This window comes from Klebsiella sp. K4 (genome assembly GCF_014596785.2).
In the GTDB taxonomy this organism is placed as follows: domain Bacteria; phylum Pseudomonadota; class Gammaproteobacteria; order Enterobacterales; family Enterobacteriaceae; genus Klebsiella; species Klebsiella pneumoniae.
Map to the genome: position 1 here is coordinate 928262 of NZ_CP115021.1, position 15955 is coordinate 944216.

Annotated in this window: 19 protein-coding genes and 2 tRNA genes; 19 read left to right on the forward strand and 2 right to left on the reverse strand. The window is 63.2% G+C overall.

Annotated elements, in window-relative coordinates; translation table 11 throughout:
• Positions 1–5 precede the first annotated feature (5 nt).
• The 17 genes from IB144_RS04610 to cobT are packed head-to-tail and all read left to right on the forward strand — an operon-like array spanning position 6 to position 13431.
• The gene (locus IB144_RS04610; protein WP_002915711.1) at positions 6–641 is read left to right on the forward strand and encodes a cobalt-precorrin-8 methylmutase; all 636 of its coding nucleotides are present in this window, start codon (positions 6–8) and stop codon (positions 639–641) included.
• Entirely contained in the window at positions 638–1777 is a 1140-nt protein-coding gene (gene cbiD / locus IB144_RS04615) for a cobalt-precorrin-5B (C(1))-methyltransferase CbiD (protein ID WP_002915708.1), read from the forward strand. Before IB144_RS04610 ends, cbiD begins: the two co-directional genes overlap by 4 nt.
• Positions 1771–2376 (forward strand): cobalt-precorrin-7 (C(5))-methyltransferase, encoded by a 606-nt coding sequence (locus IB144_RS04620; protein WP_004174583.1) that lies wholly within the window; start codon positions 1771–1773, stop codon positions 2374–2376. The genes cbiD and IB144_RS04620 overlap by 7 nt, the downstream gene beginning before the upstream one ends.
• Positions 2366–2935, forward strand: a complete 570-nt coding sequence (locus IB144_RS04625; RefSeq protein WP_048271039.1) for a decarboxylating cobalt-precorrin-6B (C(15))-methyltransferase — start codon at positions 2366–2368, stop codon at positions 2933–2935. The genes IB144_RS04620 and IB144_RS04625 overlap by 11 nt, the downstream gene beginning before the upstream one ends.
• Positions 2928–3701, forward strand: a complete 774-nt coding sequence (locus IB144_RS04630; protein ID WP_048271038.1) for a cobalt-precorrin-4 methyltransferase — start codon at positions 2928–2930, stop codon at positions 3699–3701. The genes IB144_RS04625 and IB144_RS04630 overlap by 8 nt, the downstream gene beginning before the upstream one ends.
• Positions 3682–4737: a cobalt-precorrin 5A hydrolase gene (gene cbiG / locus IB144_RS04635; protein ID WP_048271035.1), complete on the forward strand. Its 1056-nt coding sequence runs from the start codon at positions 3682–3684 to the stop codon at positions 4735–4737. Before IB144_RS04630 ends, cbiG begins: the two co-directional genes overlap by 20 nt.
• Positions 4737–5462 carry a precorrin-3B C(17)-methyltransferase gene (locus tag IB144_RS04640; RefSeq protein ID WP_004143930.1) on the forward strand — a complete coding sequence of 242 codons (726 nt, stop codon included), beginning with the start codon at positions 4737–4739 and terminating at the stop codon, positions 5460–5462. Before cbiG ends, IB144_RS04640 begins: the two co-directional genes overlap by 1 nt.
• Positions 5459–6244 carry a cobalt-precorrin-6A reductase gene (locus IB144_RS04645; RefSeq protein ID WP_002915627.1) on the forward strand — a complete coding sequence of 262 codons (786 nt, stop codon included), beginning with the start codon at positions 5459–5461 and terminating at the stop codon, positions 6242–6244. The genes IB144_RS04640 and IB144_RS04645 overlap by 4 nt, the downstream gene beginning before the upstream one ends.
• Positions 6245–6254: 10 nt before the next feature.
• Positions 6255–7049 (forward strand): sirohydrochlorin cobaltochelatase, encoded by a 795-nt coding sequence (locus tag IB144_RS04650; protein WP_004174588.1) that lies wholly within the window; start codon positions 6255–6257, stop codon positions 7047–7049.
• Positions 7046–7756, forward strand: coding sequence for a cobalt-factor II C(20)-methyltransferase (locus tag IB144_RS04655; protein WP_065888477.1), 711 nt, complete (start codon positions 7046–7048; stop codon positions 7754–7756). Before IB144_RS04650 ends, IB144_RS04655 begins: the two co-directional genes overlap by 4 nt.
• Positions 7756–8493 (forward strand): cobalt ECF transporter S component CbiM, encoded by a 738-nt coding sequence (gene cbiM, locus IB144_RS04660; RefSeq protein WP_048271031.1) that lies wholly within the window; start codon positions 7756–7758, stop codon positions 8491–8493. The genes IB144_RS04655 and cbiM overlap by 1 nt, the downstream gene beginning before the upstream one ends.
• Before the next feature lies 1 nt (position 8494).
• Positions 8495–8776 carry an energy-coupling factor ABC transporter substrate-binding protein gene (locus tag IB144_RS04665; protein WP_002915619.1) on the forward strand — a complete coding sequence of 94 codons (282 nt, stop codon included), beginning with the start codon at positions 8495–8497 and terminating at the stop codon, positions 8774–8776.
• Complete coding sequence (locus IB144_RS04670; RefSeq protein WP_004181156.1) at positions 8763–9440, forward strand: energy-coupling factor ABC transporter transmembrane protein; 678 nt, start codon at positions 8763–8765, stop codon at positions 9438–9440. Before IB144_RS04665 ends, IB144_RS04670 begins: the two co-directional genes overlap by 14 nt.
• Before the next feature lie 8 nt (positions 9441–9448).
• Positions 9449–10273, forward strand: coding sequence for an energy-coupling factor ABC transporter ATP-binding protein (locus tag IB144_RS04675; protein WP_002915614.1), 825 nt, complete (start codon positions 9449–9451; stop codon positions 10271–10273).
• Positions 10270–11793 (forward strand): cobyric acid synthase, encoded by a 1524-nt coding sequence (locus IB144_RS04680; protein WP_004174595.1) that lies wholly within the window; start codon positions 10270–10272, stop codon positions 11791–11793. The genes IB144_RS04675 and IB144_RS04680 overlap by 4 nt, the downstream gene beginning before the upstream one ends.
• Positions 11787–12332, forward strand: a complete 546-nt coding sequence (cobU, locus tag IB144_RS04685; RefSeq protein ID WP_004174597.1) for a bifunctional adenosylcobinamide kinase/adenosylcobinamide-phosphate guanylyltransferase — start codon at positions 11787–11789, stop codon at positions 12330–12332. Before IB144_RS04680 ends, cobU begins: the two co-directional genes overlap by 7 nt.
• A 43-nt stretch (positions 12333–12375) precedes the next feature.
• On the forward strand, positions 12376–13431 hold the full coding sequence (gene cobT, locus IB144_RS04690; RefSeq protein ID WP_062920481.1) for a nicotinate-nucleotide--dimethylbenzimidazole phosphoribosyltransferase: 1056 nt from the start codon (positions 12376–12378) through the stop codon (positions 13429–13431).
• 95 nt (positions 13432–13526) lie between these two features.
• On the opposite strand, the gene IB144_RS04695 is transcribed toward cobT, so the two are convergent.
• A tRNA-Met gene (locus IB144_RS04695) sits at positions 13527–13603 on the reverse strand.
• 33 nt (positions 13604–13636) lie between these two features.
• Positions 13637–13713 (reverse strand) — tRNA-Met (locus tag IB144_RS04700).
• A 210-nt stretch (positions 13714–13923) separates the two neighbouring features.
• Here IB144_RS04700 and mltA point away from each other — a divergent pair.
• Positions 13924–15021, forward strand: coding sequence for a murein transglycosylase A (gene mltA / locus IB144_RS04705; protein ID WP_002915579.1), 1098 nt, complete (start codon positions 13924–13926; stop codon positions 15019–15021).
• An 87-nt stretch (positions 15022–15108) separates the two neighbouring features.
• Positions 15109–15930, forward strand: coding sequence for a tRNA cyclic N6-threonylcarbamoyladenosine(37) synthase TcdA (tcdA, locus tag IB144_RS04710; RefSeq protein WP_002915577.1), 822 nt, complete (start codon positions 15109–15111; stop codon positions 15928–15930).
• Positions 15931–15955 lie beyond the last annotated feature (25 nt).

Genomic DNA, 15955 nt, shown 5'->3' on the forward strand with positions numbered 1-15955 from the left:
ACCTGATGCAGTACATCCAACAACCGCAGGCGATCGAGGCGAAAAGCTTCGACATCATCAGCGAGATCATCGCCGAAACGCGACCGGACTACCGTTTCGCCAGCCCGCTGCACGAGGCGATTATCAAGCGGGTGATCCACACCACCGCTGACTTCGACTGGCTGGATATTCTGTGGTTTTCTCCGGATGCCCTGATCGCGCTGAGTGAGGCCTTGAGCCGGCCCTGCACGCTGTATACCGATACCACCATGGCGCTGTCCGGGATCAACAAAACCCTGCTGGCCCGCTTTGGCGGCGAATGCCGCTGCTATATCAGCGACCCGCGGGTGGTGCGCGAGGCGCAAAGCCGGGGGATGACCCGCTCGATGGCGGCGGTGGATATTGCGGTGCAGGAGCCCGGGGAGAAAGTGTTCGTCTTCGGCAATGCGCCAACCGCGCTGTTTCGCCTGCTGGAACATCGCGAGACCGCCATCGGCGGCGTGGTGGGGGTGCCGGTCGGGTTCGTCGGCGCGGCGGAGTCGAAAGCGGCGCTCAGCGAGAGCGGCCTGCCGGCCATCGCCGCGCTCGGCCGCAAAGGGGGAAGCAACGTGGCGGCAGCGATTGTGAACGCTCTGCTTTACCACCTGCGGGAGGCGCAATGAGCGATCAGACCTTTGACGCCCCGGTGTGGCATCACGGCAAAGCGCTGCGCAAGGGCTACACCACCGGCTCCTGCGCCACAGCGGCGGCAAAAGTGGCGGCGCTGATGGTGATGCGCCAGCATCTGATTCATCAGGTCTCGATCGTCACCCCCTCCGGCGTCACCCTGTGCCTGAACGTTGAGTCCCCGCACGTCGAAGGGCAGCAGGCGGTCGCCGCGATCCGTAAAGACGGCGGCGATGATGTCGACGCCACCCACGGCATGCTGATTTTTGCCCGGGTCACCCTCAATGACAGCGGAGAGATTAGCCTGCAGGGCGGGGAGGGTATCGGCACGGTGACCCGCAAAGGGATCGGCCTGCCGACAGGCAGCCCGGCGATAAACCGCACTCCGCGGCACACCATCGAGACCGCCGTGCGCGAAGCGATAGGTCCTACCCGCGGCGCGCAGGTGGAGATTTTTGCTCCGGAAGGCGTACTTCGCGCGCAAAAAACCTATAACGCCCGGCTGGGGATCCTCGGCGGGATCTCGATTATCGGCACCACGGGGATCGTTACCCCGATGTCGGAAGAGAGCTGGAAGCGCTCGCTCTCCCTCGAGCTGGAGATAAAACGCGCCGCCGGGCTGGAGCGCGTGGTGCTGGTGCCGGGCAACCACGGTGAGCGCTTTGTCCGCGAGCAGATGGGCATCGACCCGCAGATGGTGGTCACCATGAGCAACTTCGTCGGCTACATGATTGAAGAGGCGGTTCGGCTCGGTTTCCGCCAGATTGTGCTCATTGGCCATCCCGGCAAACTGATCAAAATCGCCGCCGGGATCTTTCATACCCACAGCCATATCGCCGATGCGCGGATGGAAACTCTCGTCGCTCATCTGGCGCTGCTTGGCGCGCCGCTGCCGCTGCTGACGCTGGTCAGCGAGTGCGACACTACCGAAGCGGCAATGGAGCATATCGACGCCTGGGGATACCAGCGCCTCTATAACCATCTGGCTGAGCGAATCTGCCAGCGTGTTCTTGAGATGCTGCGCTTCACTCAGCAACCGCCCACCTGCGACGCGGTTCTGTTTTCTTTTGATAACCAGGTACTGGGCAGCAGCCGTCCGCTGGAGGCGATTGCCCGGGAGCTGACATGTTGACGGTCGTGGGAATGGGCCCGGCGGGGCTGCAGTGGCTGATCCCGGCCGCGCGCGAGGCAATCGCCGCCGCCGAGGCGCTGGTGGGCGGCAGCCGCCATCTCCAGCAGTTTCCCGACTTCGCCGGCGAGCGCTTCGCGCTGGGGGCCGATATGCCGGCGCTGCTGGCGTGGATTGAGGCCCGTACCGGGCGCCGCGTCGTGGTGCTGGCCTCTGGCGACCCGCTGTTCTATGGCATTGGCACCCGGCTGATTGCCCATTTTGGCCGGGAACGAGTGCAGGTGATCCCCGGCATCAGCGCGGTGCAGTACCTCTGCGCCCGGGCGGGCATCGACATGAACGATATGTGGCTGACCAGCAGCCATGGCCGGGCGGTGAGCTTCGATGCTCTGGCTGCCCACCGGAAAGTCGCCATGGTGACCGACGGCCGCTGCGGACCGCGGGAGATAGCCGCCCAGCTGATGGCCCGCGGCAAAGGCCATCGCTGGATGGTGATAGGCGAGAACCTGGCGATGGAAAACGAGCGGATCCACTGGCTGCCGGTCAGCGCCGTGGAGGACGAATATGAGATGAATGCGGTGGTGATCCTCGATGAAAGATGAGCTGTTTTTGCGCGGCGCCCAGGTGCCGATGACCAAAGAGGCCGTGCGCGCGCTGGCGCTGGCGAAGCTGGAGCTGCACCGGGCGCGCCATCTGATTGATATCGGCGCGGGCACAGGCAGCGTCAGCATTGAGGCTGCTCTACAGAACCCGGCGCTGCGGGTGACGGCGATTGAGCGTCAGGCCGACGCGCTGCGCCTGCTGGCGGAGAACCGGCAGCGCTTTGGCTGCGACAACATCGCTATCGTGGCGGGCGTTGCGCCGCTGGCGGTCGCCGACAAAGCCGACGCGATCTTTATGGGGGGCAGCGGCGGCCACCTGACGGCGCTGATCGACTGGTCGCTGGCGCAGCTGCATCCCGGCGGCCGGCTGGTGATGTCTTTTATTTTGCAGGAAAACCTTCATAGCGCTCTGGCGCACCTGCGGCAGAGCGGCATCCACGAGGTGGACTGCCAGCAGCTGGCGGTCTCCACCCTGGCTATCCTGGGCAGCGGCCACTACTTCAAACCCCATAATCCCGTTTTTGTCATCGCCTGTCAGAAGGAAGAAAACCATGGCTGAGACTTTTGATCCCCATTGCGTGTGGTTCGTCGGCGCCGGTCCAGGCGATCGCGAACTGATTACTCTCAAAGGCTACCGTCTGCTACAGCAGGCGCAGGTAGTGATCTACGCCGGGTCGCTGATCAACACCGAGCTACTGGCCTACTGTACGCCACAGGCGGAGTGCCACGACAGCGCCGCGCTGCATCTGGAGCAGATCCTCGACCTGATGGAGGCGGGGGTGAAGGCGGGAAAAACGGTGGTGCGTCTGCAGACGGGCGACGTCTCGCTATATGGCTCGGTGCGCGAGCAGGGCGAAGAGCTGACCCGCCGCGGGATCCGCTGGCAGGTGGTGCCGGGCGTCAGCGCTTTCCTCGGCGCGGCGGCGGAGCTGGGGGTGGAGTACACGGTACCCGAAGTCTCGCAGAGTCTGATTATTACCCGTCTGGAAGGGCGCACGCCGGTTCCCGCGCGCGAACAGCTGGAAGCCTTTGCCAGCCATCAAACCTCGATGGCGATTTACCTGTCGGTGCAACGTATTCACCGGGTGGCGGAGCGGCTGGTGGAGGGCGGCTACCCCGCGACCACCCCGGTCGCGGTGATCTACAAGGCCACCTGGCCGGAAAGCCAGACCGTCCGCGGTACCCTCGCGGACATCGGCGACAAAGTACGCGACGCCGGGATCCGCAAAACGGCGCTGATCCTGGTCGGCCCTTTCCTCGGCGATGAGTATCACTACTCAAAACTGTACGCAGCGGATTTTAGCCATGAATACCGTAAAGCCTGAATCCATTGCCCTGTTTTGCCTGACGCCCGGCGGCGTGCGGCTGGCAAAACGGCTGGCGGCCATGCTGCCGCTTACCTGTTACACCAGCGAAGCGCTGCAGGAAGAGGGGTTTATCCCCTTCAACGGCGGCTTTGCCAGCGCTGCCCGCGAGGCGTTCAGCAGCTTCTCGGCGCTGATTTTTATCGGCGCCACCGGGATTGCCGTGCGGGTGCTGGCCCCGCTGGTGAATGACAAGCTCAGCGACCCGGCGGTGGTGGTGATTGATGAGCGCGCCCGGCACGTCATCAGCCTGCTCTCCGGCCATGCCGGGGGGGCCAATGCGCTGACCCGCTATCTCGCCGGGATGCTCGACGCCGACCCGGTGATCACCACCGCCACCGACGTCAACGAGCTGGCCGCCCTCGACACGCTGGCCTTCCAGCTGAACGCCCGGATGACCGATTTTCGCGCGGCGGTGAAAACCGTTAACCAGATGCTGGTGAGCGGTAAGCGGGTGGGGCTGTGGTGCGACGGCGAATTTACCGGGGCGCTAAGCCGCTGCGACCGGCGCGGGTTTATCCCGGTAAGCGACCTGGCGCGCTTGCCGGCGCTCGACGCCCTGATCTGCGTCACCCTGCGCCGGTCGCTGCCGCCGCTGCCGGTGCCTCACTGGAAGCTGGTGCCCCAGCGGGTGGTGGCGGGGATCGGCTGTCGGCGCGACACCCCCTGTTCCTTGCTCTGTACGTTGCTGGATCGCCAGCTTGCCGCTCAGCGTCTTGACCCGCTGGCGCTGAAAGCGATCGGCAGCGTGAGCCTGAAGGCAAACGAGCCGGGGTTGCGCCAGCTGGCTCACCGCTGCCGGGTGCCGTTCGAAACCTTCAGCGCCGAGGCGCTGCGCGAGCACGAGCACCGCTTTCCGGCCTCGTCTTTTGTCCGGGAGACGGTCGGCGTCGGCAGCGTCTCCGGCCCGGTGGCCTGGCTGCTGAGTCAGGGAAACCTGTCCGGCGAAACCCTGCGTGAGCAGGGCGTGACCATTACTTTGGGAGTAACACACTGATGTTAAGCGTAATCGGAATTGGCCCTGGCTCGCAGGCGATGATGACCATGGAAGCCGTGGAGGCCCTGCAGGCGGCAGAGATCGTAGTGGGCTACAAGACCTACACCCACCTGGTAAAAGCCTTTACCGGCGACAAGCAGGTGATCAAAACCGGCATGTGCAAAGAGATTGAGCGCTGCCAGGCGGCCATCGAGCTGGCGCAGGCCGGGCACAACGTTGCGCTGATCAGCAGCGGCGACGCCGGCATCTACGGCATGGCGGGGCTGGTGCTGGAGCTGGTTAATAAGCAGCAGCTGGACATTGAGGTCCGTCTGATCCCAGGGATGACGGCCAGTATCGCCGCCGCCTCGCTGCTCGGCGCGCCGCTGATGCATGATTTCTGCCATATCAGCCTTAGCGATCTGCTGACGCCCTGGCCGGTGATTGAAAAACGCATAGTCGCCGCCGGGGAAGCGGACTTCGTTATCTGTTTCTACAACCCTCGCAGCCGCGGCCGCGAAGGACATCTGGCGCGCGCCTTTGCGCTGCTGGCGGCCAGTAAAAGCGCAGATACGCCGGTCGGCGTAGTCAAATCCGCCGGACGCAAAAAGCAGGAGAAATGGCTGACCACCCTCGGGGAGATGGATTTTGCCCCAGTGGATATGACCAGTCTGGTGATCGTTGGCAACAAAGCGACTTACATCGACAACGGCCTGATGATCACCCCGCGAGGCTACGCGCTGTGAATCACGGCGACGTGCTGGTTATCGGGGGCACCAGCGATGCGCGGGCGATCTGCCAGCAGCTGGACGCCGCCGACGTGCGCTACACCCTGTCGGTGGCTACCCCTACCGGCGAGCGGCTGGCCGGCGATATCCGCGGGCAGATACGCTGCGGGCGAATGGAGTGGCAGCAGATGGCGGAGTGGCTCAGAGCGCAGCGCACCCGCTGGGTGATCGATGCCTCTCACCCCTACGCCGAGGTGGTCAGCCAGAATATTGTGCGCGCCTGCGCCAGCGTCGGGGTTCTGCTCAGCCGCTATCAAAGGCCGGAGCAGCTGAGCGATCTGCGCCATCCGCTACTTCACGTGGTCGGCGATCTGAACGAGGCCTGCGCGGTGGCTCGTCGCCTCGGCGAGCGGATCCTGCTGACCACCGGCAGCAAAGATCTGGCGGCCTGGCGGGCGGGACTGGCGGAGAAAACGCTGCTCGCCCGGGTGCTGCCGGTGCCGGAGGTGGTTCAGCACTGTAGCGATCTGGGGTTTGGCGTCGGGGAGATCTTCGCCCTCTGCGGGCCGTTCAGCGCCGAATTTAACGCCGCCTTTTATCGCCAGTGCCGGGCCGATGTTGTGGTGACGAAAGCCTCGGGGGCGGAAGGAGGCTATCAGGAAAAAGTACAACCCTGTCTTGATGCGGGGATCCCCTGCATCGTCATTACCCGTCCGGCGCCGCTGGTGACGGGCGATGAACTACTGCAAAGCCAGGCCGATTTCACTGCGCGGTTGACGCGCTGGCTGTCGGCGACTTGAGGAAGAGGATATGAAAAAAGCACTTCTGGTGGTGAGCTTTGGCACCAGCTATCACGACACCCGCGAGAAGAACATCGCCGCCTGCGAGCGCGATCTGGCCGCCAGCTGCCCGGACCGCACGCTGTTCCGCGCCTTCACCTCGGGGATGATTATTCGCAAACTGCAGCAGCGCGACGGTATTCATATCGATACTCCGCTGCAGGCTCTGCAAAAGCTGGCCGAGCAGGGATACCAGGATGTGGCGATCCAGTCCCTGCACATTATCAACGGCGACGAGTACGAGAAGATCGTTCGCGAAGTGCAGAGCATGCGCCCGCGCTTTCAGCGTCTGACGCTGGGCGCGCCGCTGTTGAGCGGTCATGGCGATTATGTGCAGCTGATGCAGGCCCTGCGCCAGCAGATGCCGCCGCTGGCGGCGACGGAGCGAGTGGTGTTTATGGGGCACGGCGCCAGCCACCACGCCTTCGCGGCCTACGCCTGTCTGGATCATATGATGGCGGTGCAGGGTTTTCCGGCGCGGGTGGGGGCGGTGGAAAGCTATCCCGAAGTGGACATCGTCATTAACGAACTCTCCCGCCAGGGCGTGACCGGCGTGCATCTGATGCCGCTGATGCTGGTGGCCGGCGATCATGCCATTAATGATATGGCCTCCGACGAAGACGATTCGTGGAAAACCCGCTTCAATGCCGCCGGTATCCCCGCCACGCCGTGGCTTAACGGGTTAGGGGAGAATCCGGCGGTGCGGGCGATGTTTGTCGCCCATCTGCAGCAGGCGCTGAACGACACGATGGAGAAAGCAGCATGAGCGGCAAACTATACGCCCTGAGCAGCGGCCCGGGGGCGGCCGATCTGATCACCGTGCGTGCGGCGCGGATCCTCGGCCAGCTGGATGTGCTGTATGCGCCAGCCGGCCGCAAAGGCGGCGACAGCCTGGCGCTCTCCATCGTACGCGAGTACCTGGGCGCACACACGGAGGTCCGCTGCTGCCATTTTCCGATGAGCGCCGACAGCGCGGAAAAAGAGGCGGTGTGGAACGACGTTGCCGCGGCGCTGGCCCAGGAGGTGGCGGCGGGCAGGCAGGTCGGGTTTATCACCCTCGGCGACGCCATGTTGTTCAGCACCTGGGTCTTTCTGCTGCAGCGGATTGGCTGCCCGGACTGGCTGGAGATTGTCCCTGGCGTTACCTCCTTCGCCGCCATTGCCGCACGGGCGAAAACCCCGCTAGCCATGGAGCAGCAGACGCTGGCGGTCATCTCCTGCACCGCGCCGGAAGCGGACATTGCCGCGGCGCTGCGCCAGCATGACAGTCTGGTGCTGATGAAAGTCTACGGCCGCTTCGCCCGCATTAAGGCGCTGCTGGCGCAGACGGGGCTGCTGGATGCGGCGCTGATGATGTCAGAGGCCACCCTGCCGGGCGAGCAGTGCTGGCGCCGTCTGCGCGAGGTCAGCGATGACCAGCCGCTGCCCTATTTCTCGACCATCCTGGTTAACAAACAGTGGGAGGAGGCGTAATGAATCAGGTGAAATCGCTGAAGCAGCTTTCGTATGGGGGGCTGGCGGCCGCTGTTCTGCTGATCATCGTCCCGCAGGAGGCGTTCGCCATGCATATCATGGAGGGCTTTTTGCCGCCGATGTGGGCGCTGGCGTGGTGGCTGCTGTTTTTACCCTGCCTGTGGTACGGCCTGGTGCGCCTGCGGCGTATCGTCCAGGAAGAGAGCAATCAGAAGGTGCTGCTGGCCCTCTGCGGGGCGTTTATTTTTGTTCTTTCGGCGCTGAAGATCCCGTCGGTGACCGGCAGCTGCTCGCATCCGACCGGCGTCGGTCTGGCGGTGATCCTCTTCGGGCCGGGCGTGGTGGCGGTGCTGGGGGCGATCGTTCTGCTGTTCCAGGCGCTGCTGCTGGCGCATGGCGGCCTGACCACCCTTGGCGCCAACGGGATGTCGATGGCGGTGATCGGCCCGATGGTCGGCTATCTGGTGTGGAAGCAGGCCTGTCGGGCGGGGATCCGTCGCGATGTCGGGGTCTTTCTCTGCGCCATGCTGGCGGATCTGATGACCTACTTTGTCACCTCCGTCCAGCTCGGGGTGGCCTTTCCCGATCCGGCAACCGGGGCAGGCGGATCGATCGCCAAGTTTATGGGCATCTTCTGCCTGACGCAGATCCCGATCGCCATCGCGGAAGGCTTGCTCACCGTGATGATCTACGATCAGCTAACCAAACGGCGACTGATCGCCGCGGAGGCACATTAATATGAAAAAGACCCTGATCCTGTTGGCGATGGTGGCCGCCCTGATGATCCTGCCATTTTTTATTAACCACGGCGGCGAGTTTGGCGGCTCGGACGGCGAAGCGGAGAGCCAGATCCAGGTGGTGGCGCCGGATTATCAACCCTGGTTCCAGCCGCTATATGAACCGGCGAGCGGCGAGATTGAGAGCCTGCTGTTTACCCTGCAGGGCTCGCTGGGCGCGGCGGTGATTTTTTACATTCTCGGATATGCGAGGGGCAGACAGCGCCGTGATGACCGGGTTTGACCGACTCAGCTACCAGAGCCGCTGGCTGCAGGTGGAGCCAGAGCGTAAGTTTCTGCTCTGGCTGCTGCTGATGGCGCTGGCCTTTACGCTGCCGGCGTGGGGCCAGGCGCTGACGCTGGCGCTGACCGCCGCGCTGACCTGCTGGCTGCTGCGGGTCTCATTCTGGCGCTGGTGCCGCTGGATGGCGCTACCCTTTGGCTTTTTGCTGGTCGGCGTGCTGACCATTCTGTTCAGCGTCAGCCGCGATCCGCAGATGCTGTTAGCGAGCTTTCGGCTGGGCGCTTTCTCGATAGGGATTTCCGCCCAGGGGCTGGCCGTGGCCGGGGAGACCTTCTGGCGCAGCCTGGCGGCGATGGCGGCGACGCTCTGGCTGGTGCTTAATCTGCCTTTCCCGCAGTTGATTATTTTACTCAAGCGCGGTCGCGTACCGCGGCTGTTGACGGAGCAGATCCTGCTGACCTGGCGCTTCATTTTTATTCTGTTAGACGAGGCGATGGCGATTCACCGCGCGCAAACTCTGCGTTTTGGCTATGGTAGCGTGCCGCAGGGCTATCGCTCGCTGGCGATGCTGGTGGGACTGCTGTTCACCCGCGTCCTCCTGCGCTATCAGCAGATGAGCACGGCGCTGGATATCAAATTGTACCAGGGTGATTTTCACCTCTAAGGATAAGTATGCTTGCCACAACCGATCTCTGGTTTCGCTATCAGGATGAGCCGGTACTTAAAGGGCTGACGCTGGATTTTTCCCGCCATGCGGTGACCGGCCTGGTGGGGGCCAACGGCTGCGGAAAGTCGACGCTGTTTATGAACCTGAGCGGCCTGCTGCGCCCGCAGCAGGGGGCGGTGCTGTGGCAGGGAGAGGCGCTGAATTACAGCAAGCGCGGTCTGCTGGCGCTGCGCCAGCAGGTGGCGACGGTATTTCAGGATCCGGATCAGCAAATATTCTATACCGATATCGACAGCGATATCGCTTTTAGTCTGCGTAACCTCGGGGTGGCGGAAGAGGAGATCGCCCGCCGGGTGGATGAGGCGTTGACCCTCGTCGATGCCCAGGGGTTTCGCCAGCAGCCGATCCAGTGTCTCAGCCATGGGCAGAAAAAACGGGTGGCAATCGCCGGGGCGCTGGTGCTGCAGGCGCGCTACCTGCTGCTTGACGAGCCCACCGCGGGCCTCGATCCACGCGGGCGGGCGCAGATGATCGCCATCATCCGGCGCATTGTCGGGCAGGGGCGGCGCGTGGTGATCTCCAGCCACGATATCGATCTGATCTATGAGGTGAGCGACGCCGTTTACGTTCTGCGTCACGGCGAAGTACTGGCCGCGGGGGATCCCGGCGAGGTATTTGCCTGCGCGGAGACGATGGACAGGGCGGGATTGACGCAGCCGTGGCTGGTGAAACTTCATAGCGAACTGGGGCTGCCGCTGTGTAAAACCGAGGCGGAGTTTTTTCAGCGGATGCACAACAACGCGATAGGCGCGATAAAGGAGGCGTCATGACGCTGGCAGTGATGTTGCAGGGCACGGCTTCCGACGTGGGGAAAAGCGTGCTGGTGGCGGGACTGTGCCGCATTTTTCATCAGGATGGGCTGCGTACCGCGCCGTTTAAATCACAGAATATGGCGCTGAACTCCGGCATTACGCCGGATGGCAAAGAGATGGGCCGGGCGCAGATTTTCCAGGCCGAAGCGGCCGGGATTGCGCCGGATGTCCGCATGAATCCGATTTTGCTCAAGCCCACCAGCGACCGTCAGGCGCAGGTGGTGCTGATGGGGCAGGTGGCGACCAGCATGGATGCGGTGAGCTATCACCAGTACAAGCCGCGCCTGCGCGAGCAGATCCTCGCGGTCTACCAGAGCCTGGCCGGAGAGTATGAGGCGCTGGTGCTGGAAGGCGCCGGCAGTCCGGCGGAGATTAACCTGCGCGACCGCGATATCGTCAATATGGGCATGGCCGAGATGGCGCAATGCCCGGTGATCCTGGTGGCCGATATCGACCGCGGCGGGGTGTTTGCCGCGATTTACGGCACGCTGGCGCTGCTGCAGCCTCAGGAGCGGGCGCGGGTGAAAGGGGTGATCATCAATAAATTCCGCGGCGATGTGGCGCTCCTGCGCTCCGGGATAGAGCAAATCGAGGCGTTGACCGGGGTGCCGGTGCTGGGCGTTATGCCATGGCTTGACGTGGATCTTGAGGATGAGGACGGCGTCGCGCTGCAGGCCGGGAAATACCATCGCACCGACCGGCGCGACATCGACATCGCCGTGGTTCACCTGCCGCATATCGCCAATTTTACCGACTTTAACGCCCTGGCGGCACAGCCAGACGTCCGGGTGCGCTATGTCCGCGATCCGCAGGCGCTGGCCGACGCCGACCTGGTCATTCTCCCGGGCAGTAAAAATACCCTCGGCGATCTGTGCTGGCTGCGCGAGAGCGGCATGGCGCACGCGGTCGAGCAGGCCCGGCAGCGCAAGGTGCCGCTGCTGGGGATCTGCGGCGGCTATCAGATGCTGGGCGAAACCATTATCGATGAGGTGGAGTCTGGCCTTGGCGCCCAGCCCGGGCTGGGGGTGCTGAAGACCGTGACCCACTTCGCCCAGCACAAAACCACCACCCAGGTGCAGGCGACCCTGGGGTCTGCGCTCCCGGATTGGTTAGCCGACGCGGCGGGGCTGCGCGTCAGTGGCTATGAAATTCATATGGGCGAGACGCGCCGCGAGGCAGGCTGCCCGCCGCTGCTGCAGCTGCATAAAGCGGGGCAGGCAGTGGACGACGGGGCGATAAGCGACGACGGCCTGGCGTTCGGCACCTATCTCCATGGCCTGTTCGACAGCGATGCCTTTACCCGGGCGCTGCTCAACGGCCTGCGCCAGCGCAAAGGGCTAGCGCCGCTGGACAGCGCCCTGGAGTATGCCCGCTATAAAACCCGGCAGTTTGATCGGCTGGCCGAGGCCATGCGCGAACATATCGCCATCGATAAAATTTACGCCATCATGCGCCAACATCAGGAGCCTCTATGCTGACTCTGGTTACCGGCGGCGCGCGCAGCGGCAAAAGTCGCCATGCCGAGGCGCTGATTGCCGATGCGCCGCAGGTGTTATATATCGCCACCTCGCAAATCTTTGACGACGAGATGGCCGCAAGGATCCAGCATCATCGCGACGGCAGGCCCGCCCACTGGCGCACCGCCGAGCGCTGGCAGCAGCTTGATGAACTGATCACCCCGGCTATCGCCCCAGAGGAGGCGATTTTGCTGGAATGCATCACCACCATGGTCACCAACCTGCTGTTCGCGCTCGGCGGCGACAGCGACCCCGACGGCTGGGATTACGCCGCCATGGAACGGGCTATTGATGACGAAATTGGCGTGCTGATTGCCGCCTGTCAGCGCTGTCCGGCGCACGTCGTGCTGGTGACCAACGAGGTGGGGATGGGCATTGTGCCGGAGAACCGCCTGGCGCGGCATTTTCGCGATATCGCCGGGCGGGTCAATCAGCGCCTGGCGGCCGCGGCGGATGCGGTCTGGCTGGTGGTCTCCGGCATCGGCGTCAAAATCAAATAACTCAATCGCTGGCTGACCGGGCCAGCCCTGGCAGGGATTCTGTATGCAAAATTTAAACACGGTTCTGCGGGCGATCCCCGCGCCGGACGCCGACGCCATGGCGCGGGCACAGCAACACATCGACGGCTTACTCAAGCCCCCCGGCAGCCTCGGGCGTCTGGAGGCGCTGGCGGTGCAGCTGGCGGGAATGCCCGGCCTGGGCGGCCAGCCGCAGGTGGCGAAAAAGGCCCTGCTGGTGATGTGCGCCGACCATGGAGTGTGGGACGAAGGGGTGGCGATTTCGCCGAAGGCGGTCACCGCCATCCAGGCGGCAAATATGACCCGCGGCACCACCGGCGTCTGCGTGCTCGCCGCCCAGGCCGGAGCGAAAGTGCATGTAATTGATGTCGGTATCGATAGCGAACCGCTCCCCGGCGTGGTGAATATGCGGGTGGCGCGGGGCTGCGGCAATATTGCCCGCGGCCCGGCGATGAGCCGTGAGCAGGGGCAGGAGCTGTTGCTGGAGGTGATGCGCTACACCCGCGCGCTGGCCCAGGAGGGTGTTACCCTGTTTGGCGTCGGCGAACTGGGGATGGCCAATACCACGCCGGCGGCGGCGATCGTCAGCGTCCTGACCGGCAGCGATGCGCAGGAGGTGGTCGGGATTGGCGCCAATCTGCCGCTGGCGAAGGTTGGCAACAAGGTGGAGGTGGTGCGGCGGGCTATCGACGTCAATCAGCCCGACCCGAATGATGGCCTCGACGTACTGAGCAAAGTCGGTGGTTTCGATCTGCTGGGGATGACCGGTGTCATGCTGGGGGCGGCGTCCTGTGGGCTGCCGGTGGTGCTGGATGGCTTTCTCTCCTACGCGGCGGCGCTGGCGGCGTGTCAGATAGCGCCGGAGGTGAAACCGTATCTGATCCCGTCCCACTATTCGGCGGAGAAGGGGGCGCGTATCGCGTTGGCGCACCTGGGTCTCGAACCGTATCTCAATATGGGCATGCGTCTGGGAGAAGGCAGCGGCGCGGCGCTGGCGATGCCGATCGTCGAGGCGGCCTGCGCGATGTACCATCGCATGGGCATGCTGGCGGCAAGCAATATTGTGTTACCGAAGGGGTAAGCAGGAGATGGGGGCGGCAATGGCCGTTCCCGTTTTCGGCAGAGGTTTTGCCGGCGGCAGAAACAAAAAAACACCCTTGAGGGTGTTTGTAATGTTGGTTGCGGGGGCCGGATTTGAACCGACGACCTTCGGGTTATGAGCCCGACGAGCTACCAGGCTGCTCCACCCCGCGTCACCGTACTGCTTTACTTCATCAAATTTTAATTGGTTGCGGGGGCCGGATTTGAACCGACGACCTTCGGGTTATGAGCCCGACGAGCTACCAGGCTGCTCCACCCCGCGTCCGTGGAAGCGCACTATACTCCGCTAGCGAGATGATGCAACCTTTTTTCGACCAAATCGACATTTTTGTAAGAATTGGCTTATAAAACGCCATGTTGTGGTGTTTTTTTACACAAATCTGTGCCATCGATGAGATCGCGCATTTCAATAGCTCCGGCGCTTTGTTATCTTCAACACGCACTAAGGCTTCGCAGCAAAAGATGAGACACCATGAAAGGACGTTGGGCAAAATATGTAGCGACGGGGGCAATGCTGGCCATGCTCGCCGCCTGTTCCTCAAAACCGACCGACCGCGGTCAGCAATATAGCGATGGCAAGTTCACCCAGCCGTTTTCACTGGTAAACCAGCCGGATGCCGTCGGGGCACCGATCAACGCCGGCGACTTCTCCGAGCAGGTTAATCAAATTCGTAACGCCTCGCCACGCCTCTATAATAGCCAGAGCAACGTCTACAACGCGCTGCAGGAGTGGCTGCGCGCCGGCGGCGACACCCGTACGCTGCGCCAGTTTGGCATCGACGCCTGGCAGATGCAGGGCGTCGACAACTATGGCAACGTCCAGTTTACCGGCTACTACACGCCGGTGGTGCAGGCGCGCCACACCCGTCAGGGCGAATTCCAGTACCCCATTTACCGTATGCCGCCGAAACGCGGTAAGCTGCCGTCCCGCGCCAGCATCTATGCCGGCGCGCTGAGCGATAACTATGTGCTGGCGTACAGCAACTCGCTGATGGATAACTTCATCATGGACGTGCAGGGCAGCGGCTATATCGACTTTGGCGATGGTTCGCCGCTCAACTTCTTTAGCTATGCCGGGAAAAACGGCTGGCCCTATCGCAGCATCGGCAAAGTGCTAATCGACCGCGGGGAAGTGAAGAAAGAAGATATGTCGATGCAGGCGATCCGCGAGTGGGGTGAAAAGCACAGCGAAGCGGAAGTGCGCGAGCTGCTGGAGCAGAACCCGTCGTTCGTGTTCTTTAAACCGCAGTCTTTCGCGCCGGTGAAAGGGGCCAGCGCTGTGCCGCTGATCGGCCGCGCCTCGGTGGCCTCTGACCGGTCGATTATTCCGCCGGGAACCACCTTGCTGGCCGAGGTGCCTCTGCTGGATAATAATGGCAAGTTTAACGGCCAGTACGAACTGCGCCTGATGGTCGCCCTCGATGTCGGCGGGGCCATCAAAGGTCAGCATTTCGACATCTATCAGGGCATTGGGCCTGACGCGGGCCACCGTGCCGGCTGGTATAACCACTACGGCCGCGTATGGGTGCTGAAAAACGCCCCGGGCGCGGGGAATGTTTTTAGCGGCTAACTCCCCTGGCCGTGCCTGTTGACCAGGGCGCCCGGATGACGCCGTTTGCGGCGGCCTCCGGGCGCTGTCATTTTGTTCTGAGGTTCTATGTCTGTTGTAATCAGCGATGCCTGGCGCCAGCGTTTTGGCGGTACGGCACGTTTATATGGTGAAAAAGCGCTGCAATGTTTTGCCGACGCCCACGTCTGCGTGGTCGGGATCGGCGGGGTCGGCTCCTGGGCGGCGGAAGCGCTGGCGCGGACCGGCATCGGGGCGATCACCCTTATCGATATGGACGATGTCTGCGTCACCAACACCAATCGTCAGATCCACGCCCTCAGCGGCAACGTCGGACTGGCGAAAGCGGAGGTGATGGCGGAGCGAATTCGCCTCATCAACCCTGAGTGTCGGGTGACGGTGGTGGATGATTTCGTGACCCCGGAAAACGTGGCGGAATATCTTGGCGTCGGCTTTAGCTATGTTATCGACGCCATCGATAGCGTCCGGCCGAAAGCGGCGCTTATCGCCTGGTGTCGCCGCTACAAGGTGCCGCTGGTGACTACCGGCGGGGCGGGTGGTCAGATTGACCCAACGCAGATCCAGGTCGCTGACCTGGCGAAGACCATCCAGGATCCGCTGGCGGCCAAACTGCGCGAGCGGCTGAAAAGCCAGTTTGGGGTGGTGAAAAACAGCAAAGGTAAGCTCGGTGTAGACTGCGTCTTCTCTACGGAAGCGCTGGTCTACCCGCAGGCGGACGGCAGCGTCTGCGCAATGAAGAGCACGGCGGAAGGGCCGAAGCGGATGGACTGCGCTTCCGGCTTTGGCGCGGCGACGATGGTGACCGCGACCTTTGGCTTCGTCGCGGTGTCGCATGCCCTGAAGAAGATGCTGGCGAAAGCGCAGCGTGACGCTGCGGCTTCCGGAAAGTAGTTTCCCCATCGGGCGCGGCGGCGGG